Consider the following 19,118-nt stretch of genomic DNA (forward strand, 5'->3'; position numbering starts at 1 on the left):
GGAGCGGAGGACCAGAGGACCGGAGGAGCGGAGGACCAGAGGAGCGTGAGCCCCGAGTGAGTACCGAGGACGCCCCGCCCCCCGGCACAAACCCCGGCGGCCCAGCGCCCGGCCCCGCCACGCCCGCCGCCGTCCGGGCGGCCGGCTGCGTGCTGTGGCGCCGTTCCGCGCGGACGGCCGCCGCCCTCGAACTCTGCCTCGTGCACCGCCCGAAGTACGACGACTGGTCGCACCCGAAGGGCAAGCTCAAGCGCGGTGAGGACCCGCTCGCGGCCGCCCTGCGCGAGGTCGCCGAGGAGACCGGGTACGCCGCCGCGCCGGGCGCCGAGCTGCCCACCGTGCGCTACCTCGCCGACGGCCGCTCCAAAGAGGTCCGCTACTGGGCGGCGGCGGCCACCACCGGACACTTCGTGCCGTCCGACGAGGTCGACCGCATCCTGTGGCTGGAGCCCCCGGCGGCCCGCGCCCGGCTCACCCGGTCCCGCGACCGGGACCTGGTCGACGCCCTGCTCGCGACACACCCCCTCGGCCGCCTCGGAACCACTCCGTGTCCTTGACGTAAGCGTTCCGTGACCTCACCGCACCGACCACAGGGGTTCACCCCGCGTTCATTTACGCCCATCGGCGGCTTCACCTGTTCTGCCTAATTTCGGCCTTACCCGATACGGGCGCATCTCGAAAACGCGTGCGTATCACAGCCTGTATCGCAGTCCTCGCACGCCGCCGGATTCAGGACGGCGGCTCCTGGAAGGAACTCCATCAAGTGAAGCTTCAGCGCGTGAACCGGCGGGCCCTCGCTCTCGGTGCTCTCGCCGTCTCCGGCGCCCTGGCCCTCACGGCGTGCGGCTCCGACGACACCGGTGGCGGCAGCGGCGGCGACTCCAGCTCCGCCGCCTCCAACAGCAACATCAAGTGCGACGACGCCAAGGGCCAGCTCCAGGCCTCCGGCTCCTCCGCCCAGAAGAACGCGATCGACGCCTGGGTCAAGCAGTACGTCGCGGCCTGCAAGAACGTGCAGATCAACTACAACCCGACCGGCTCCGGTGCGGGCATCACCGCGTTCACGCAGGGCCAGACCGCGTTCGCCGGTTCGGACTCCGCGCTGAAGCCCGAGGAGATCGAGGCCTCGAAGAAGGTCTGCACCGACGGCCAGGCCATCGACCTGCCGATGGTCGGCGGCCCGATCGCGGTCGGCTTCAACGTCACGGGCGTCGACTCGCTCGTCCTGGACGCCCCGACGCTCGCCAAGATCTTCGACAGCAAGATCACCAACTGGAACGACGAGGCGATCAAGAAGCTCAACCCGGACGCCAAGCTTCCGGACCTGAAGATCCAGGCCTTCCACCGCGCGGACGAGTCCGGCACCACGGACAACTTCACCAAGTACCTGAAGGCCGCCGCGCCCGACGACTGGAAGTACGAGGGCGGCAAGTCCTGGGAGGCCAAGGGCGGCCAGTCCGCGCAGGGCTCCTCCGGCCTGGCCGGCCAGGTGAAGCAGACGCCCGGCTCCATCTCGTACTTCGAGCTGTCCTACGCCAAGGACGGCATCAACACCGTCGACGTCAAGACCGAGGCCGCCGAGCCGGTCAAGGCCACCGTCGAGAACGCCACCGCCGCCATCGGCGCGGCCAAGGTCGTCGGCACCGGCAAGGACCTCGCCCTCGAGCTGGACTACACCCCGGACGCCGACGGCGCCTACCCGCTCGTCCTGGTGACGTACGAGATCGCCTGCGACAAGGGCAACAAGGCGGACACCCTGCCCGCCACCAAGTCCTTCCTGAACTACATGGCCTCCGACGACGGCCAGGGCCTGCTGGCGGACGCCGGCTACGCCCCGATGCCCACCGAGATCATCACCAAGGTCCGCGAGACCATCTCGGGCCTGAGCTGACCCGAGTGCGGTCCGGTCCCCGCACGGGACCGACGGGTTCCCCCCGCACGGAACCCGCGGGTTCCGAGTACGGGACCGACTGGTCCCCCGCCGGGGACCGGACCGCACCGTCCGGTGCACCGCCGCAAGGAGCCCCCGGTCGACCGGGGCTCCGCCCGAGCCGCCGACCACGGCGGCTCCGCAGACCGGAGAACCCGATGGACATGACAACGGACACCCAGAAGCCAACCCCCTCCCCCACACCCCAGCCGCCCGCGGCCGACGACCACGGCGCCGCGCGCGGCGTCACCCGCCCCGGTGACCGGATCTTCCTCGGGCTCTCCCGCGGGTCCGGCATCCTCGTGCTGGTCATCATGGCCGCCATCGCGACCTTCCTCACCTACCGCGCCGTCCTCGCCATCAGCGAGGACGAGGCGAACTTCCTCACCAGCTTCGAGTGGAACCCCACCGGCAGCCCGCCGGAGTTCGGCATCGCGGTCCTGGCCTACGGCACCGTCGTGTCGTCGATCATCGCCATGGCCATCGCGGTCCCGATCTCGGTCGGCATCGCGCTGTTCATCACGCACTACGCGCCCCGCAAGCTGGGCGGCCTGATCGGCTACGTGATCGACCTGCTCGCCGCCGTTCCCTCCATCGTCTACGGCCTCTGGGGCGCCCTCGTCCTCGTACCGCACCTGGACGGGCTCTACGGCTGGCTGGACGACTACCTCGGCTGGACCGGGATCTTCGAGTGGAACGGCGGCGCGGGGCGCTCGCTGTTCACCGTGGGCATCCTGCTCGCGATCATGATCCTGCCGATCATCACCAACGTCAGCCGTGAGGTCTTCCGGCAGGTCCCGCGCATGCACGAGGAGGCCGCCCTGGCCCTCGGCGCCACGCGCTGGGAGGTCATCCGGATGTCGGTGCTCCCCTTCGGCCGCTCCGGCGTCATCTCCGCCTCGATGCTCGGCCTCGGGCGCGCGCTCGGCGAGACGATGGCCGTGGCCATGGTGCTCTCCCCGACCTTCGACATCACCGCGAGCCTGCTCGACCCGGGCGGCGGCACCTTCGCCCAGAACATCGCCAGCAAGTTCAACGAGGCCACCCCGATGGGCCGCGACGCCCTGATCGCCTCCGGTCTCGTCCTGTTCGTCATCACCCTGCTGGTCAACGGCGGTGCCCGCATGATCATCGCCCGCCGCAAGGAGTACTCGGGGGCCAACGCATGAGCAACGCAACCCTGACCCCCAAGAACCGCAGCTCCCTGCGCGCCGCCTCGCTGCCCAAGTGGTTCCCGTGGGCGGTCGCGGCCGGCTCGGTCCTCCTCGGCCTCGGCATCAGCGCCGCCGCCGGGCTGAACAGCAGCATCCAGTGGGCCCTGATCGCCGCGGTCCTCTTCATCGGCGGCACGTACGGCATCTCGGCGAGCGTCGAGAACGGGCGGCAGGCCAAGGACCGCGTCGCGACCAGCATGGTGTGGGTCGCGTTCCTGCTGGCCGTGATCCCGCTGCTCTCCCTGATCTGGGAGACCCTGAGGCAGGGTGTGAAGGTCCTCGACGGCTACTTCCTGACCCACTCGATGGGCGTGGTCGGCGACGCCGAGACCGGCGGCGGCATCTACCACGCCATCCTCGGCACCCTGGAGCAGGTCGGCATCGCCACGCTGATCTCCGTGCCGGTCGGCGTGCTCACCGCGATCTACCTGGTCGAGTACGGGCGCGGCCGGCTCGCCAAGGCCGTCACCTTCTTCGTGGACGTCATGACGGGCATCCCGTCGATCGTCGCGGGTCTGTTCGTGCTCAGCCTGTGGGTGCTGATCCTGGACATGGGCCCCTCCGGCGTCGCCGGCTCGTTCGCCCTGTGCATCCTGATGATCCCCGTGGTCGTCCGCTCCACCGAGGAGATGCTCAAGCTCGTCCCGAACGAGCTGCGCGAGGCGTCCCTCGCCCTGGGCGTGCCGAAGTGGCGCACGATCCTCAAGGTGGTCCTGCCGACCTCGATCGGCGGCATCGTCACCGGCGTCATGCTGGCCGTCGCCCGCATCACCGGCGAGACGGCCCCCGTGCTGCTGCTGGTCTGGGGCACCGACTTCATCAACGCGAACCCCTTCCAGGATCCGCAGGAGTCGCTGCCGATGTACATCTACCTGCAGTACGGCGCGGGCTCCGAAGCGGCCTACGACCGTGCCTGGGCGGCGGCCCTGACGCTCATCGCGTTCATCATGATCCTCAACCTCGCGGCCCGCGGCATCGCCCGCTGGAAGGCCCCGAAGACGGGTCGCTGACGCGACCGACAGAGAAAAGTCAGCGACCTGACCCGAAAGAAGCAGTGATACCCATGGCCAAGCGCATAGACGTCAGCGGCCTCAACGCCTACTACGGCTCCTTCCTTGCCATCGAGGACATCTCGATGACCGTCGAGCCCCGCTCCGTGACGGCCTTCATCGGCCCCTCCGGCTGCGGCAAGTCCACGTTCCTGCGCACGCTCAACCGCATGCACGAGGTCACGCCCGGCGGGCGCGTCGACGGCAAGGTCATGCTGGACGACGAGAACCTCTACGGCGCCGGCATCGACCCGGTGTCCGTGCGCCGCGAGGTCGGCATGGTCTTCCAGCGCCCGAACCCGTTCCCGACGATGTCGGTCTACGACAACGTGGCGGCGGGCCTGCGCCTCAACGGCAAGTACAAGAAGTCCGAGATGGACGACGTCGTCGAGAAGTCCCTGAAGGGCGCCAACCTCTGGAACGAGGTCAAGGACCGCCTGAACAAGCCCGGCTCCGGCCTCTCCGGCGGCCAGCAGCAGCGCCTGTGCATCGCCCGCGCCATCGCGGTCGAGCCCAACGTGCTCCTGATGGACGAGCCCTGCTCCGCCCTGGACCCGATCTCCACCCTGGCGATCGAGGACCTGATCGGCGAGCTGAAGGAACGCTTCACGATCGTCATCGTGACGCACAACATGCAGCAGGCGGCGCGCGTCTCGGACCGCACGGCCTTCTTCAACCTGGCGGCGGTCGGGCAGCCCGGCAAGCTGATCGAGATCGACGAGACGGAGCGCATCTTCTCCAACCCGTCGGTCCAGGCCACGGAGGACTACATCTCCGGCCGCTTCGGCTGAGCCACCCGCCGCTCCGGACCCCTCGCGGTGCTGCATGGCGGTGCCACCGCGAGGAGCACAAGGGCCCGCCCCCGGTCCGGGGGCGGGCCCTCCCAGCTGTCCGGGCGCGGGCGGTCGCGCCCCGCTCCGGTGCTACAGAAACGCCAGGTCGACCACCCAGTACGACACCGCGGCCACCACCGCAGCCGCCGGCATCGTGATGAACCACCCCAGAATGATGTTCTTCGCGACCCCCCACCGCACCGCGTTCACCCGCTTCGTCGCCCCCACACCCATGATCGCCGAGGTGATCACGTGCGTCGTGGAGATCGGCGCGTGGAACAGGAACGCGGACCCGAACATGATCGACGCGCCCGTCGTCTCCGCGGCGAACCCCTGCGGCGGATCCAGCTCGATGATCTTCCGCCCCAGCGTCCGCATGATCCGCCAGCCACCGGCGTACGTCCCCGCGGAGAGCATCAGCGCGCAGGCGAGCTTCACCCACACCGGGATCGGGTCGCCGTAGTCCTCGACGTCGGCGATGACCAGCGCCATCACCACGATGCCCATCGTCTTCTGCGCGTCCTGCAGACCGTGCCCCAGCGCCATGCCCGCCGCCGACACCGTCTGCGCGATACGGAACCCGCGCTTCGCCTTGTGCGGATTGGTCCGCCGGAAGATCCACATGATCGCGGTCATCACCAGGTAACCGGCGAGCAGACCGATCACCGGCGACACGAACATCGGGATGACGATCTTGTCGACGACTCCGTGCCAGTACACGGTCGTGCTCCCGGCGAGCGCCGCACCGACCATGCCGCCGAACAACGCGTGCGACGAGGACGAGGGCAGCCCGAAGTACCAGGTGATCAGGTTCCAGACGATGGCGCCCACGAGCGCCGCGAAGAGGATCCCCATCCCCTTGGAACCCTCGGGTGTCTGGATCACCCCCTCGCTGACGGTCTTGGCGACCCCGGAGCCCATGAACGCGCCGGCCAGGTTCATGACCGCGGCCATGGCGAGCGCCGCTCGGGGCGTCAGCGCGCGGGTCGACACGGAGGTGGCGATCGCGTTGGCCGAGTCGTGGAAGCCGTTGGTGTACGTGAAGAAGAGCGCGACCCCGATGGTCACGACCAGAGCGAAGGTGTCCATGGAAGAGCTCAGGACTCCTTGACGGCGATGGTCTCCACCGTGTTCGCCACGTGCTCGAACGCGTCGGCCGCCTCCTCGAGCACGTCCACGATCTGCTTCAGCTTCAGCACCTCGATGGCCTCGTACTTGCCGTTGAAGAGGTGGGCCAGCAGCTTGCGGTGGATCTGGTCGGCCTGGTTCTCCAGACGGTTGACCTCGATCCAGTACTCGGTGAGGTTGTCCATCGTGCGGAGGTTCGGCATGGCCTCGGCGGTCAGCTCGGCGGCCCGCGCCAGCACCTCGATCTGCTGCTCGACGCCCTTGGGCAGTTCCTCGATGTTGTAGAGGACGACCAGGTCGACGGCCTCCTCCATGAAGTCCATGATGTCGTCGAGGGACGAGGCGAGGTTGTAGATGTCCTCGCGGTCGAAGGGGGTGATGAACGAGGAGTTCAGCTGGTGGAAGATCGCGTGCGTCGCGTCGTCACCAGCGTGTTCGGCGGCCCGCATACGCTCTGCGATCTCGGCCCGGGCGGATGCGTCCGCCCCGAGCAGTTCCATCAGGAGCTTGGAGCCCGTGACGATGTTGTCCGCGGATGCGGCGAACATGTCGTAGAAGCTCGTCTCCCTGGGGGTCAGACGAAAGCGCACGTGGGGTCCTCGGGGTGCATGGGTTTCGGTCAGGCTGATGCTAGGCGCATCATCCGGCCACGGCTAACGGGCCGTCCCCCAGTGTCGCCCATCAGGCACAGTGATGAGCAGGGGGGCAACGTCGGGCCTCCGGCAGGGGCCCCCTACCCAGGAAAGTTCGTTACCATATACCCGCCAGGGGTATATGTCCGCTATCGGCCGTTCCCGGCCGTCCAGAATCAGCCGCAGCCCATCAGCCCGCACGCACACAGGAGGACGCGATGACGACCACCGAGGCCGGCGCAGGTGCGCCCTCTTCCGCCGCCGACCAGGACGGCGGGGTGAGGCAGGTGGAGACGGACGGCACGGACATCGTGACCGACCACGACCGCGGTGTGCACGGGTACCACAAACAGAAGGACGAGCACCTCAAGCGCCTGCGCCGCATCGAGGGCCAGATCCGCGGCCTGCAGCGGATGGTCGACGAGGACGTCTACTGCATCGACATACTCACCCAGGTCTCCGCCTCCACGAAGGCCCTGCAGTCCTTCGCGCTGCAACTGCTGGAGGAGCATTTGCGCCACTGCGTCGCCGACGCCGCCCTCAAGGGCGGTACCGAGATCGACGCGAAGGTGGAGGAGGCGACGAAGGCGATCGGACGCCTCCTGCGCACCTGAGCACTCACCACGCGGAGGGCCTACTGCGCGCCATCTGCGCCTACTGCACGAATCGGCTACTGCACGGATCGGCTACTGCGCACGTGACCGCTCCTCCGCGACCCGCAGCACCTCGTCGATGCTCTCCAGGCTGAGCCGCTCCCGGGCGGCCGACGCCGCGATGATCAGCTCGCCGCACAGCTCGATCTCGGCGAGGGCCACGTGGTCCTGAACCGCCGTACCGCCGACCGGAGCCACACGCGTCACCTCGTCTCTGCCGTCACCGACTTCCTAGAGTAGGGAGCGGCCTACGCACCGCGCATGGCACGGAAGGGCTAGTTCTTGCCGTCCACCGCCCCGGCCGCCGCATCCGGCGTCCCACCCGACTCCTCGCGCGCCCCCTCCACCGGCTCCGCGGCGATCTTGCCGGCGTAGATGTCCCCGTCCTCGGGCAACCGTACGCGTACGGCGGCGCCGAAATCGTAGAGCAGCGTGGTCGAGGCGACGTCCACGGTGTTGGTGCCGTCCCCCTGCCCGTTGGAGAAGCTGAAGCGGTGGCGGACCTTGCGGATCCGTCCCTCGTCGTCGAGGTAGGCGTCGAACGGCACCTCCGCGGTGGCGAAGCCCTCGGCCGCCGCGGCCAGCGCCTCCTTGTTGCCGTCCGTGGCACCGCGGGCCGCCCGGGCGAGGTCCGCGGTGCCCCGGTAGTGCCGCACCTCGGTCCCGGCCAGTTCGGTGCGCCCCACGAACGTCGCGGACCGCGTGCCCCGCAGCACCTCGGCGGCGGCGAACGGGTCCGTCGCCCCGCCGGTCACCAGGTTCCCGTCCGACAGCGTGGCGGTCTCCACCCGGACCCACTTGTCGTCGGGGACACCGGCACCGCGGTTCTTCATGAACAGCGCCCCGGGCGCGAGCAGTTCGGTGATCGGCAGGTGCTCGCTCGCCCCCGCCGGGTCCTGCGGCAGCCGCACCTTCAGCCGGCCGAGCCGCCCCTCGAAGTCGTACACGCCCTCGCCCCGGATGGTCACCCGGGTCCCGCCGCTGGCCATCTCCATCGCGGTCCGCGCCTTGGCGCTCCCCGCGTCCACGAGCCGGTCGGCCGCCCGGTGCAGCACGGCGACCGGATCACCGGCGTCCGCTCCCTGCACGGCGGAACCCTGCCCGGAACAGCCGGTACCGGCCAGGCAGACGCAGACCACGAACGCGGCGAAGGCGGGACCGCCGCCCGGTCCCTTTCCCGCTTCCCTCTCCCGATTCCGCCCGACCATGCCCACCTGCTGTTCCAAGCCGTCTCGCCTGTCCGAAACCCCTGCCGTCGCGGTTAACGAGGGGCAGGCGACCCCGGTAACGTTGTGGGCGTGTCGCAGCAGGACGGTCTCGAAGCTCCCGGGGACGCCCCGGAACACGTCACGACCACGGTCGAACAGGGCCCTTTCTGTCTGGCCCGCTGCACCTGCGGCTGGCGCGGCCCGGCCCGAAGAGCCAGAAGCCAGGCCCGCACGGACGCGGAGACCCACATCCCCGCGTAGCACCACGCCGCGTAACTGCGGACATTCGTGCCGCCCCAGCTGCGGGCAGTCGTGCCTCCCCCAGTGCCTGAACGGCCTGGGAGGTACCCCCAGGGCGATGGAGGTCCCCCCGATCTTGGGGGTCCCCCCGCGCGAGCGCAGTCGAGCGTGGGGGAGAAGCCGAGAGTGGGGGAGGCACCCCGCCGGCGCCGGGCAGCGCGCCCCACCCCCGCCCAGCGTCAACGCCGCGTACCACCGAACCCGGCGCCACCACCCCGGTCAACGCCGGACCACCCGCCACCTGGTCCGCCCTGGCCAAGTCCCTGGACGGCCAACTCCTGCGCCCCGGCGACGACTCCTGGCAGACGGCCCACCGCCTCTACAACACCCGCTTCGACACCCTCAAGCCCACCGCCGTCGCCTACGCCGCCCACGCCGACGACATCCGCACCGTCCTCTCCTACGCCCGCGCCCACCGCATCCCCGTCGCGATCCGCAACGGCGGCCACTCCTACGCCGGCTGGTCCTCCGGCGACGGCCGCCTCGTCATCGACGTCTCCGGACTGAACCGCGTCCGCGCCTCCGCCGGCGAGGCGGTCGTCGGCGCCGGCGCCAAACTCATCGACGTCTACCGCTCCCTCACCGCCAAGGGCGTCACCGTCCCGGCCGGATCCTGCCCCACCGTCGGCATCTCCGGCCTGACCCTCGGCGGCGGCCACGGCGTCGTCTCCCGCGCCTACGGCCTGACCTGCGACAGCCTCACCCGGGCCACCCTGATCACGGCGGACGGCAAGGAGATCACCGCCGACGCGGAGGGCGACCACAAGGACCTCTTCTGGGCCCTGCGCGGCGCGGGCAACGGCAACTTCGGCGTCGTCACGGAGTTCCACTTCCGCACGCACCCCGCACCGCAGGCGGTGTCGGGGTACCTGACCTGGCCGTGGCGCAAGGCCGCCGCCGTGGTCCGCGCCTGGCAGGAGTGGGGCCCGGACCAGCCCGACGAGATCTGGTCGTCCCTCCACCTCGCCGCGTCCCCCGGCGGCACCCCCGCCGTCTCGGTCGCCGCCTTCTCCCTCGGCACCTACGGCGAACTGCAGAACGCCGTCGACCGCCTCGCCGACCGCGTCGGTTCCCCCGCGAGCAACGTCTCCCTCAGACGCCGTACGTACGACGAGGCGATGGAGATGTACGCCGGCTGCTCGTCCTTCTCGACGGACGCCCGCTGCCACCTCCCGGGATCGTCACCCGGCCGCTCGCCCGAGGGTGCGCTCGGCCGGGAGACGTACGCGGCCCGCTCCGACTTCTTCGACCGTTCGATCGGCTCGGCCGGCGTCAGCGCGCTGCTGGACCGGCTCGCCTCGGTGCGCGGCGGCACCGGCAGCATCACGCTCACGGCACTGGGCGGCGCGGTGAACCGGGTCTCCCCCACGGCGACGGCGTTCGTGCACCGCCGCTCCCGCATGCTGGCCCAGTACCTCGTCTCCTGGCGCCCCGGCAAGGACGGCGCCGCGGCCCGGTCCTGGCTGGACTCCGCCCACCGGGCGATGCGCCCGTACGCGTCGGGCGCGGCCTACCAGAACTACGCGGACCCGGACCTGACGGACTGGCGGAAGGCGTACTACGGGGACGCGGCCCCGCGCCTGGCGAGCCTGAAGCACCAGTACGACCCGGACCGCGTCTTCACCTACCCGCAAGCTCTGTAGCCGGCATCCGGCATCCGGCCCGGCCTACGCCTCCGGCCTACGCGGCGAGGTCCCGCTCCCCCGCGCCGGCGTCCTCGGCCTTGCGGGCACCGGGCACCACGGCGCCCCGCCCGCCCTCGCCGTCCCGGCCGCGCGCGCTGACCAGCCACCCCACCCGGGGCGACCGCTCGATCGCCCGGGTCAGCGGCGTGAGCAGTGCCATAGCGAGGGGCGAGAGCAGCAGCGCGACCGCCGTGCCGAGGGCGAAGCCGCCCACGACGTCCGTCGGGTAGTGCACGCCCATGTACACCCGGATGAAGCCGCCGAACAGTGCCAGCACGATCCCGAGGATGCCGAGTTTGCGGTTGGCGACGAACAGGGCGACGGCCAGGGCCATGCAGAGAGTGGCGTGATCGCTCACGAAGGAGAAGTCGTTCTTGCCGTCGACGAGCACTTCGAGGCCCTCGTGGGACTTGAACGGCCGCGGCCGCTCGACGAAGCCCCGTATCGGCACGTTGACCAGTACGGCCACCCCGGCCGCGAGCGGCGCCCACACGAGGGCCGCCACGTTCGACGCGGCGTCCTCGCCGCCCCGCCGCCGCACGCCCCACCAGCTCCACAGCACCAGCAGCACGATCGCGAACAGCAGTCCGTACTCACCGACGAACTCCATGACCCGGTCGAACCAGTGCGGCGCGTCCTTGGCCAGGCCGTTGATGTCGTAGAGCAGCTCGACGTCGGGGTTCGACCCGGATTCGGCGAGTCCAGCCATGGTGCTGCGGCCCCTTCGTCATGTCCTCCGGCACGCGGCTCGCGCGCCTCTTCAGCCACCCCCGTGGTCACCTACGCCAACAGGAACGCACGGTCCCTGTGTATACGTTCCACACTCCACTGAATGATCACTCAGACGTTATCGAAGAGAGATACGTCACCGCAGCTCAGGGCAGGGTTTCACGCTCGGTTCAAAACCCTGCCACTCAGGCCGTGGTGGGCAGCGCTTTCGCGCCATCCTCGGTCACCCGGGTCGCCCCGAAGTAGTCGGGGGTGTCGATCGGGTCGAAACGGATCACAGCGCCCGTCCTCGGCGCGTCGATCATGTATCCGCCGCCGACGTAAATCCCGACATGCCGGATGGCCCGCGAGTTGGTCAGGTCGTCCGAGAAGAACACCAGGTCCCCGGGGAGCAGTTCGTCGCGGCCGGGATGCGGCCCCGCGTTGTACTGGTCGTTCGCCACCCGCGGCAGCTCGATCCCCACACTCTCGTACGCCGCCTTGGTCAGCCCCGAGCAGTCGAACCGGCCGCCCTGCTCGGGCGTCCCGTTCCCACCCCACAGGTACAGGGTGCCGAGCTTCTTCTGCGCGTAGGCGATGGCCCCGGCGGCCTGCTCGGACGGATCGACCCGGGCCTCGGGCGCGGCGAAGCTCTCGGCGAGCGTCGTGATCGTCTTGACGTAGTTCTGGGTCTCCGCGTACGGCGGCACGCCCTGGTACCGGATCACCGCGTCGGGACCCGCGTTGTACGCGGCCAGCATGTTCTCGGTCGGGTCGCCGGGCACGCTCTTCACGTAGGAGGCGAGGGAGCAGTCGTACGAAGCCGCCGACGGAATGGCGTCGTTGGGGTCCCACACGTCCCGGTCCCCGTCCCCGTCGCCGTCGACTCCGTGGACGGCCCACGTCCCCGGGATGAACTGCGCTATCCCCTGCGCCGCCGCCGGACTCTGCGCCTTGGGGTCGAACCCGCTCTCCTGGTAGAGCTGGGCGGCGAGCAGCGCGGGGCTGATGGCGGGGCAGAGATTGCCCGCCTCCTGCACGAGCGGCTGGTAGGCCGCGGGCACCGACCCCTTGGCCAGCCTCTTCCCCCCGCCCCCCGCACCGCCGGACGAGTCACCCGCGACCAGGTAGACCCCCAACACCAGCAGCATCACGAAGCCCATCCCGCCCGCAGCGGCGATCCCGGCTCCGATCCACATCTTGCGCATGCCCCAACCATCCCCCACGAGCCCGCCGTTCAGTGACGCTTTCCGGCCATGTCAGCCGCCACCGAACCAGGAGTACCTGTTTGCCGCCCCGGCGCCACCGCATCAGGGCCTAACGATCGAACCACTCCACAGGTTTCGCTTACACATCGTTGCCAGCCATGCCCCGTCGTGATACACAGAGTGACGATACGACCACCAGAAGCCGTCTCGGAGCCGACTGACCAGCCGGCGCGGGGCGGTGGCAAGCTATTCGTACGAAACCCGCCAATCAATGACGCCAAGTCGACATACGACGGCCTCATTGTCGGCGACAATGAGGCTTGACCTCTGCACGTCCGCAGAGGGCGCGGAACTACCCAACAGGGGCGGTGACTTACATGCTCTTTGCGGCCGACGAGGGAGACATCAACACCATCATCGGGGGGATTGCTCCGGACTGGGGCCCCTTCGGCAGCCTGGGCAACGAGGCCAAGGTCATGATCGAGGTGGTGATGGCCGTCGCCATCCTGCTCTGCCTCGGCATCGCCATCTGGGGCGCCGCCAAGCAGCGCATCGGCGCCACGGCGCTCCGGGACACCTTCAGCGCGGAGCAGGGCAAGGGCCTCATCGTCGCGGGCCTCACAGGCGTGTTCATCATCGGCTCCCTCGGCACGCTCTTCACCATCGTGTACGGCATGGCCGTGTAGCCCGGCGCGCCTCCGTCCCCTTCTTCCACCCCACCCGCCCGTCGTGCCAACCTGGCTGAGGTTGCGTTTCCCTGATGTCGAGTCATAACACCGCACCCGCACGGGTCCCAGCACGGCTACCGTCGTACTTCTACGGCAGACACGGCGTCGAGGGGGCGTACACGGTATGAGTCTCGGAGACGATCACCAGTCCTCCGGCGGTTACGGCGGCACCGGCCAGACCCGGCTCCGGCTGCCGGAGCCGGAGGGCGGCCCCCGGCGCGGCGGCCGCTCGTCCTCGCGGAGCCTGATCACCGTGGTCGGCGTCGTCGTCCTCCTCATCGCGGCGATCGCCTTCGCGAACCGTGGAGGAGACGGTTCCGCATCCGCGAAGGGCGCGGCGGGAAACAAGCCGGACGCCTCGTCCACGGCCCCCTCCGGCACCAAGCCCGTCCAGTCGGGCTTCGCCCACGACGAGCAGGGCGCGCAGAGCGCCGCGGCGAACTACGCGGAGGCGCTGGGGTCCGACGGGATGTTCGACAAGGGCAAGCGCGACGCCATCCTGCAGGCCGTCGTCGTCCCCGACAGAGTGGCGGACTTCCAGGCCACCATGGACAAGGCGTACACCCCGGAGTTCAACAAGAACGTCGGCCTGAACGAGGACGGTTCGACACCGAAGGACTACACCTTCGTCTCCCGCACCAGCCCGATCGGCTCCAAGGTCACCGAAGGGACGGCCGACGAGGTCACCGTCGAGGTCTGGTGCAACGGGCTCCTCGGACTCGCGGGGCAGAACTCCACCTCTCCCGTCACCAGCACCTGGTTCACCATCACCGTCCAGCTCCGGTGGGCCGGTGACGACTGGAAGATCGTGACGCACTCCCAGAAGGACGGTCCGGCACCGATCCCGGGCGACGACAAGGCATCCACCGCCGACGAGATGGCGAAGGCCGTCCAGGAGTACGGAGGGTTCACGTATGCCCGCTGACCGGCGCGTACTCACGCTGACCGGGGCCGTCGCCGCCGTACAGGCGGCGGCTGTGCTCTTCGCCACGCGTGCCTTCGCCGAACCCACGCCCACCCCCAGCGACGACACCTGCGAACAGATCCACGGCGCCGCCAGGAAGTACTGCGAGCGAGGCCAGGACGGCGGCTCCGGCGGCGGAGGCGGGGACAGTTACAGCCCCTCCACCACCCTCGACCCGCTCTCCTCTCTCGCCAAGGGCTGTGCCGACGCCGCCGCCTGGACCGTCGACACGCTCAGCGACGCCGTGAAGAACACCGCCGACGTCGACTTCACCAACGGCACCTTCCTCAAGCAGTACGCCGTCGTCTTCGCGGCGTCGGCGATCCTGACGCTGATCCTGTGGCTGCTGGCGGTCGCCAAGCGTGCCGTGCGCGGCGTCCCCCTCACCACCGCGCTCTCCGAGGCCGTCGGGTTCCTCTGGCTCACCGTCCTGGCCTCGGCCTTCACACCGCTGATCCTCTATACCATCGTGTCCGCGACCGACGCCGTGACCGACGTCCTGGCCAAGGGCACCGGGGACCAGACCGACGCGTTCTTCGGCACGTTCTCCGAGGCGCTGAAGCAGGGCAACGAGATCGGCGGCGGCCCGATCATGCTGATCATCGTGTCGTTCGTGTCGATCGTCGCCGCCGGCGTGCTCTACCTGGAGCTGTACCTGCGGGCCGTGCTGCTCTACGTCGGCGCGCTGCTCGGCGTCGTCGTCTACGCCGGCCTGGTCGACAAGAACCTGTGGGGCCACGTCCGCCGCTGGGCCGGCATCATGATCGCGGTGATCATGGTCAAGCCCGTGATCGTCATCGTGCTGGGCCTCGCCGGCGCGCTGACCGCGGACGGCGGGCCCGACTCCGTCGCCGCCATCGTCTCCGGCCTCGCCATCATCCTGCTCGCGATCTTCGCCTCCGCGATGATCTACCGCTTCGTGCCCGGCTTCGGCGACGAGATCGCCAACAGCCGCAACAACCGCATCATGCAGGGCGCCGAGGGCAAGGCCGCCGCCGTGATCAGCTCCCCGGCGAACCTCGTCGCCCAGGGCATCAGAACCCACAGCGGCCGCAGCGGCGGCGACGGTGGCGGCGGACAGTCCTCGTCCTCCGCCGCGGCCCGCCCCTCGAACCCCGCCTCCGGCGGCGTCGCCGCGCACAGCTCGCGCCCCTCCAACGGCGGCGGAAATGTCCCCTCCGCCGCACCCGCACCGCGCTCCGGCAGCCCGGTGAACACGCCCCACGCCAGCAACACCCGCAACAGCGGCACGAAAAGCACAGGAGGTGACGGGCGTTGACGACCGAGTCCCACGTGTCCCATCCGGTCACGCCCCGCCGTACGTATCTGATCGGCCGCGCCCGGCCGAACGCGATCGTCGGCCGCAACCGCGAGACCGGTGAGATCGCGCTGATCGTCGCGGGCGCGTTCCTCGGCATGATGTGCGGGCTCCTCGTCCCCGTCCTCTCCCTGCGCATCGTCCTGCTCTGCGGCTTCCCGATGCTGGCGCTGGCCGCGGTCTACGTGCCGTACAAGCACCGCACGTTCTACAGGTGGTTCGAGATCAACCGCAGTTTCAAGCGGACGCTGCGCAGCGGCACCGCCTACCGGTCCGGCGCCGTCGAGGCCGGCACCCGGATCGACGGGCGGGAGGTCGAGGTCGGGCCGCCGCCCGGCATCGGCCGCATCAGCTGGCTGGCGGCGCCCTTCGGACCGGACGAGATCGCCGTACTGCTGCACGCCGACCGCAAGACGGTGACGGCCGCGATCGAGATCGAGGGCCCCGGTGTCGGCCTGCGCGACTCCGAGGACCAGGAGGCCCTCGTCGACCGCTTCGGCACCCTGCTCAAGCACGTGGCCAACGGCGACGGCTTCGTCACCCGCATCCAGATGCTCGCCCGCACCCTTCCCGCCGACCCCGACGCGCACGCCAAGGACGTCGCCCAGCGCGGCGACGACAAGGCACTGCCCTGGCTGCAGCAGTCGTACGACCAGCTCCAGTCGATGGTGTCCACCAGCAGCGAGCAGCACCGCGCCTACCTCGTCGCCTGCATGCACTACACCCGCGACCTGGCCGCCGAGGCCCACGCCATGGCCCGCGCCGCCCGGCCGCAGGGCGGCCGCAGGCTGGACCGGGACGCCGGGCTCGCCGTCGTGATGGCGCGCGAGCTGACCGACATCTGCTCCCGCCTCCAGGAGGCCGACATCCGGGTCCGCCAGCCCCTCGGCCAGGGCCGGCTCTCCTCGCTCGTCCACTCCATGTACGACCCGGACCACCCCATCGACCACATCCAGGCGATGACCAAGCGCAACGCCTGGCCGGCCGAGCTGGACGCCATGGAGCCCACCTTCCTCCAGGCCAAGACCCGCGAGTCCGCCACCCGCGCGCCCTGGTGCCACGCCACCGCCTGGGTCAAGGAGTGGCCGATGACCCCGGTCGGCGTGAACTTCCTCGCGCCGCTCCTCGTGCACACCCCGGACGTCATCCGCACCGTCGCGGTCACGATGGACCTCGAACCCACCGAGGTCGCCATCGAGCGCATGCTGACCGAGAAGACGAACGACGAGGCCGAGGCCTCCCGCGCGGCCAAGATGAACCGCACCGTCGACCCGCGCGACATGGCCGCCCACTCCCGGCTCGACCAGCGCGGCGAGGACCTTGCCAGCGGCGCCGCCGGCGTCAACCTGGTCGGCTACATCACGGTCTCCTCCCGCACCCCCGAGGCACTGGCCCGCGACAAGCGGACGATAAGGGCCTCGGCCGGGAAGTCGTACCTGAAACTGGAGTGGTGCGACCGTGAGCACCATCGCGCCTTCGTGAACACTCTTCCGTTCGCCACCGGCATCCGAAGGTAGGGGCTGAGCCTGATGCGGGACCCGCTGTCCGTCCTCACCGACGCCTTCACGTCCTTCCTCTTCGGGAAGGTGGAGACGACCCGCCTCCCGGTCCGCACGTCCACGGGCCAGGCACAGGCCGTCTACCTGCCGACGGCCGCGCCCGGGCTCGGCGACTCCGGCGTGATCATCGGCCGCGAGGTCTACTCCGGCAAGGGCTACATCTACGACCCCTTCCAGCTCTACGGCCAGCAACTCCCCGCCCCGCACTGGCTGGTGCTCGGCGAGTCCGGCAACGGCAAGTCGGCCCTGGAGAAGACGTACGTCCTGCGCCAGCTCCGCTTCCGCGACCGGCAGGTCGTCGTCCTGGACGCCCAGGGCGAGGACGGCGTCGGCGAGTGGAACCTCATCGCCGAGGAACTGGGCATAACCCCCATCCGCCTCGACCCGATGGCCGCCCTGGACCACGGCATCCGCCTCAACCCGCTGGACCCCGCGATCACGACGACGGGCCAGCTGGCGCTGCTCCGCACGATCATCGAGGTCGCCATGGGGCACGGCCTGGACGAGCGCTCCGGCTTCGCGCTCAAGGTCGCGCACGCCTACGTCAACGAGACCATCGTCGAACGCCAGCCCGTCCTGACCGACATCGTCGAGCGGCTCCGCCACCCCGAGCCGGAGTCGGCCGAGGCGATGAACGTCGCCATAGACGACGTACGGGCCTGGGGCCTGGACGTCGCCCTCGTCCTCGACCGTCTCGTCGACGGCGACCTGCGCGGCATGTTCGACGGCCCGACGACCGTCGGCATCGACCTCGACGCCCCGCTCATCGTCTTCGACCTCTCCCACATCGACCGCAACTCCATCGCGATGCCCATCCTCATGGCCATCGTCGGCGTGTGGCTGGAGCACACCTGGATCCGGCCCGACCGGAAGAAGCGCATCTTCCTGGTCGAGGAGGCCTGGCACATCATCAACAGCCCGTTCGTGGCGCAGCTGTTCCAGCGGCTGCTGAAGTTCGGGCGCCGGCTCGGCCTGTCCTTCGTGGCGGTGGTGCACCACCTGTCCGACGTGGTCGACGGCGCGGCGGCCAGAGAGGCCGCGGCGATCCTCAAGATGGCCTCCACCCGCACGATCTACGCCCAGAAGGCCGACGAGGCACGCGCCACGGGACGCGTCCTGGGCCTGCCACGCTGGGCCGTGGAGATCATCCCCACCCTCACCCCGGGCATCGCGGTCTGGGACGTCAACGGCAACGTACAGGTCGTCAAACACCTGATCACCGAGACCGAACGCCCGCTGGTCTTCACCGACCGCGCGATGACCGAGTCCTCCACCGACCCCGCCGACTTCACCGACGACGCCCTGCGCGCCGCGGAGTTGGAGGCCGAGGAACGGGCCGCGGCCTTCGTGGAGCAGCACATCGGCGACTCGTCGGAGTCGACGGTGGCGTAGTCGGCTGCGGCGTGGTCGACCACGGCCCGGCCGGCGATCACACAGCCGCCGATGACGCAGGACATACCCCGGAGAGGCAACGGAGAGGCACCGGACGCATGAGACCGGACGACCACCGCGACCCGCGGCCGTCCCAGGGCGGCGGCATCCCCGACGGCCTGCTGGTCGGCATACTCGCCTTCCTCCTCGGCATGACCGTGCTGGTGTGGACGGCGACGGGCCTGTCCGGCCTGTTCGCCCACGGCTCCTGGCCCTCCGGCGTCACCTTCGGCGGCACCCCCCTGGCGATGCGCGAACTGATCGCCGAGCCCCACGACCTGCCCGGCGCCTGGCCGGACGCCCCGGAGGCGGCGCTGTCGGGGTACGGGCTGTTCTGGGGGCTGTTCATCGGCCAGCTGATGGTGCTGGTCGTCCTGGCGGTGTTCGTGATGGGCACGGTGGCGCGGTGGCGTGCGGTACGCGCGCGCAGGCGGGCGGCGGCGAAGGCGGCCCGCGCGCGGGAGCACGGGCCGGAGTCGGGGTCGGGGTTGGAGTCGGGGCCGGCGTGCTTGAGGGTGTTGGTGAGGGCTTCCTGGACGACGCGGTACAGGGTGAGTTGGCGGCCCTCGG

Annotated in this window: 17 protein-coding genes and 2 pseudogenes; 13 read left to right on the plus strand and 6 right to left on the minus strand. The window is 70.1% G+C overall.

Going from position 1 to position 19,118, the window contains the following annotated elements:
* Positions 1 to 56 precede the first annotated feature (56 nt).
* The 5 genes from HZS56_RS28355 (at position 57) to pstB (ending at position 4,984) form a co-directional block, all read left to right on the plus strand.
* Entirely contained in the window at positions 57 to 557 is a 501-nt protein-coding gene (locus HZS56_RS28355; RefSeq protein ID WP_216723646.1) for an NUDIX hydrolase, read from the plus strand.
* A 206-nt stretch (positions 558 to 763) separates the two neighbouring features.
* Positions 764 to 1,891 (plus strand): phosphate ABC transporter substrate-binding protein PstS, encoded by a 1,128-nt coding sequence (gene pstS, locus HZS56_RS28360; RefSeq protein WP_216723647.1) that lies wholly within the window; start codon positions 764 to 766, stop codon positions 1,889 to 1,891.
* A gap of 197 nt (positions 1,892 to 2,088) precedes the next feature.
* A complete protein-coding gene (gene pstC / locus HZS56_RS28365; protein ID WP_216723648.1) occupies positions 2,089 to 3,099 on the plus strand; it encodes a phosphate ABC transporter permease subunit PstC in 1,011 nt (336 codons plus the stop codon).
* Positions 3,096 to 4,154: a phosphate ABC transporter permease PstA gene (gene pstA / locus HZS56_RS28370; RefSeq protein ID WP_216723649.1), complete on the plus strand. Its 1,059-nt coding sequence runs from the start codon at positions 3,096 to 3,098 to the stop codon at positions 4,152 to 4,154. The genes pstC and pstA overlap by 4 nt, the downstream gene beginning before the upstream one ends.
* Before the next feature lie 53 nt (positions 4,155 to 4,207).
* The gene (gene pstB, locus HZS56_RS28375; protein WP_216723650.1) at positions 4,208 to 4,984 is read left to right on the plus strand and encodes a phosphate ABC transporter ATP-binding protein PstB; all 777 of its coding nucleotides are present in this window, start codon (positions 4,208 to 4,210) and stop codon (positions 4,982 to 4,984) included.
* Between the two features lie 132 nt (positions 4,985 to 5,116).
* On the opposite strand, the gene pitH is transcribed toward pstB, so the two are convergent.
* Entirely contained in the window at positions 5,117 to 6,115 is a 999-nt protein-coding gene (gene pitH, locus HZS56_RS28380; RefSeq protein ID WP_216723651.1) for a low-affinity phosphate transporter PitH, read from the minus strand.
* Between the two features lie 8 nt (positions 6,116 to 6,123).
* Entirely contained in the window at positions 6,124 to 6,744 is a 621-nt protein-coding gene (locus tag HZS56_RS28385; protein ID WP_030403626.1) for a DUF47 domain-containing protein, read from the minus strand.
* A 260-nt stretch (positions 6,745 to 7,004) separates the two neighbouring features.
* Between HZS56_RS28385 and HZS56_RS28390 the strand changes: the two genes are divergently transcribed.
* Positions 7,005 to 7,400, plus strand: coding sequence for a metal-sensitive transcriptional regulator (locus HZS56_RS28390; protein ID WP_216723652.1), 396 nt, complete (start codon positions 7,005 to 7,007; stop codon positions 7,398 to 7,400).
* 72 nt (positions 7,401 to 7,472) lie between these two features.
* Here HZS56_RS28390 and HZS56_RS28395 read toward each other — a convergent pair whose 3' ends face one another.
* Together HZS56_RS28395 and HZS56_RS28400 are read right to left on the minus strand one after the other, a co-directional pair.
* A complete protein-coding gene (locus HZS56_RS28395) occupies positions 7,473 to 7,637 on the minus strand; it encodes a hypothetical protein (protein ID WP_007451049.1) in 165 nt (54 codons plus the stop codon).
* Positions 7,638 to 7,714: 77 nt separating this feature from the next.
* Positions 7,715 to 8,647 carry an SCO4651 family lipoprotein gene (locus HZS56_RS28400; protein WP_253915064.1) on the minus strand — a complete coding sequence of 311 codons (933 nt, stop codon included), beginning with the start codon at positions 8,645 to 8,647 and terminating at the stop codon, positions 7,715 to 7,717.
* 533 nt (positions 8,648 to 9,180) lie between these two features.
* On the opposite strand from HZS56_RS28400, the pseudogene HZS56_RS28405 reads away from it, so the two are divergent.
* Positions 9,181 to 10,590 (plus strand): annotated as a pseudogene (locus tag HZS56_RS28405) (FAD-binding oxidoreductase); the annotation flags it as partial.
* 37 nt (positions 10,591 to 10,627) lie between these two features.
* Here the strand turns inward: HZS56_RS28405 and HZS56_RS28410 are convergent.
* Together HZS56_RS28410 and HZS56_RS28415 are read right to left on the minus strand one after the other, a co-directional pair.
* Positions 10,628 to 11,341 carry a phosphatase PAP2 family protein gene (locus HZS56_RS28410; protein WP_216723653.1) on the minus strand — a complete coding sequence of 238 codons (714 nt, stop codon included), beginning with the start codon at positions 11,339 to 11,341 and terminating at the stop codon, positions 10,628 to 10,630.
* Positions 11,342 to 11,546: 205 nt separating this feature from the next.
* The gene (locus HZS56_RS28415) at positions 11,547 to 12,566 is read right to left on the minus strand and encodes a C40 family peptidase (protein ID WP_216723654.1); all 1,020 of its coding nucleotides are present in this window, start codon (positions 12,564 to 12,566) and stop codon (positions 11,547 to 11,549) included.
* A gap of 359 nt (positions 12,567 to 12,925) precedes the next feature.
* On the opposite strand from HZS56_RS28415, the gene HZS56_RS28420 reads away from it, so the two are divergent.
* The 6 genes and pseudogenes from HZS56_RS28420 to HZS56_RS28445 all read left to right on the plus strand — a co-directional run.
* Positions 12,926 to 13,234 carry a DUF8827 family protein gene (locus tag HZS56_RS28420; RefSeq protein WP_031044159.1) on the plus strand — a complete coding sequence of 103 codons (309 nt, stop codon included), beginning with the start codon at positions 12,926 to 12,928 and terminating at the stop codon, positions 13,232 to 13,234.
* Positions 13,235 to 13,400: 166 nt separating this feature from the next.
* Complete coding sequence (locus tag HZS56_RS28425; protein WP_216723655.1) at positions 13,401 to 14,201, plus strand: DUF8175 domain-containg protein; 801 nt, start codon at positions 13,401 to 13,403, stop codon at positions 14,199 to 14,201.
* Complete coding sequence (locus tag HZS56_RS28430; protein WP_216723656.1) at positions 14,191 to 15,519, plus strand: hypothetical protein; 1,329 nt, start codon at positions 14,191 to 14,193, stop codon at positions 15,517 to 15,519. The genes HZS56_RS28425 and HZS56_RS28430 overlap by 11 nt, the downstream gene beginning before the upstream one ends.
* On the plus strand, positions 15,516 to 17,075 hold the full coding sequence (locus HZS56_RS28435; RefSeq protein WP_216723657.1) for an SCO6880 family protein: 1,560 nt from the start codon (positions 15,516 to 15,518) through the stop codon (positions 17,073 to 17,075). The genes HZS56_RS28430 and HZS56_RS28435 overlap by 4 nt, the downstream gene beginning before the upstream one ends.
* 12 nt (positions 17,076 to 17,087) lie before the next feature.
* Positions 17,088 to 18,509: an ATP-binding protein gene (locus HZS56_RS28440; protein ID WP_216723658.1), complete on the plus strand. Its 1,422-nt coding sequence runs from the start codon at positions 17,088 to 17,090 to the stop codon at positions 18,507 to 18,509.
* Positions 18,510 to 18,607: 98 nt separating this feature from the next.
* A pseudogene (locus HZS56_RS28445) lies at positions 18,608 to 19,118 on the plus strand (type VI secretion protein); the annotation flags it as partial.

This window comes from Streptomyces mayonensis, assembly GCF_018982965.1.
In the GTDB taxonomy this organism is placed as follows: domain Bacteria; phylum Actinomycetota; class Actinomycetes; order Streptomycetales; family Streptomycetaceae; genus Streptomyces; species Streptomyces mayonensis.

Coding starts and splice junctions, on each gene's coding strand:
- HZS56_RS28400 (WP_253915064.1), bottom strand. CDS start 8,647: ATGGTCGGGCGGAATCGGGAGAGGGAAGCGGGAAAGGGACCGGGCGGC.
- HZS56_RS28410 (WP_216723653.1), bottom strand. CDS start 11,341: ATGGCTGGACTCGCCGAATCCGGGTCGAACCCCGACGTCGAGCTGCTC.
- HZS56_RS28430 (WP_216723656.1), top strand. CDS start 14,191: ATGCCCGCTGACCGGCGCGTACTCACGCTGACCGGGGCCGTCGCCGCC.
- pstC (WP_216723648.1), top strand. CDS start 2,089: ATGGACATGACAACGGACACCCAGAAGCCAACCCCCTCCCCCACACCC.
- pstA (WP_216723649.1), top strand. CDS start 3,096: ATGAGCAACGCAACCCTGACCCCCAAGAACCGCAGCTCCCTGCGCGCC.
- HZS56_RS28420 (WP_031044159.1), top strand. CDS start 12,926: ATGCTCTTTGCGGCCGACGAGGGAGACATCAACACCATCATCGGGGGG.
- pitH (WP_216723651.1), bottom strand. CDS start 6,115: ATGGACACCTTCGCTCTGGTCGTGACCATCGGGGTCGCGCTCTTCTTC.
- HZS56_RS28390 (WP_216723652.1), top strand. CDS start 7,005: ATGACGACCACCGAGGCCGGCGCAGGTGCGCCCTCTTCCGCCGCCGAC.
- pstB (WP_216723650.1), top strand. CDS start 4,208: ATGGCCAAGCGCATAGACGTCAGCGGCCTCAACGCCTACTACGGCTCC.
- HZS56_RS28425 (WP_216723655.1), top strand. CDS start 13,401: ATGAGTCTCGGAGACGATCACCAGTCCTCCGGCGGTTACGGCGGCACC.
- HZS56_RS28440 (WP_216723658.1), top strand. CDS start 17,088: ATGCGGGACCCGCTGTCCGTCCTCACCGACGCCTTCACGTCCTTCCTC.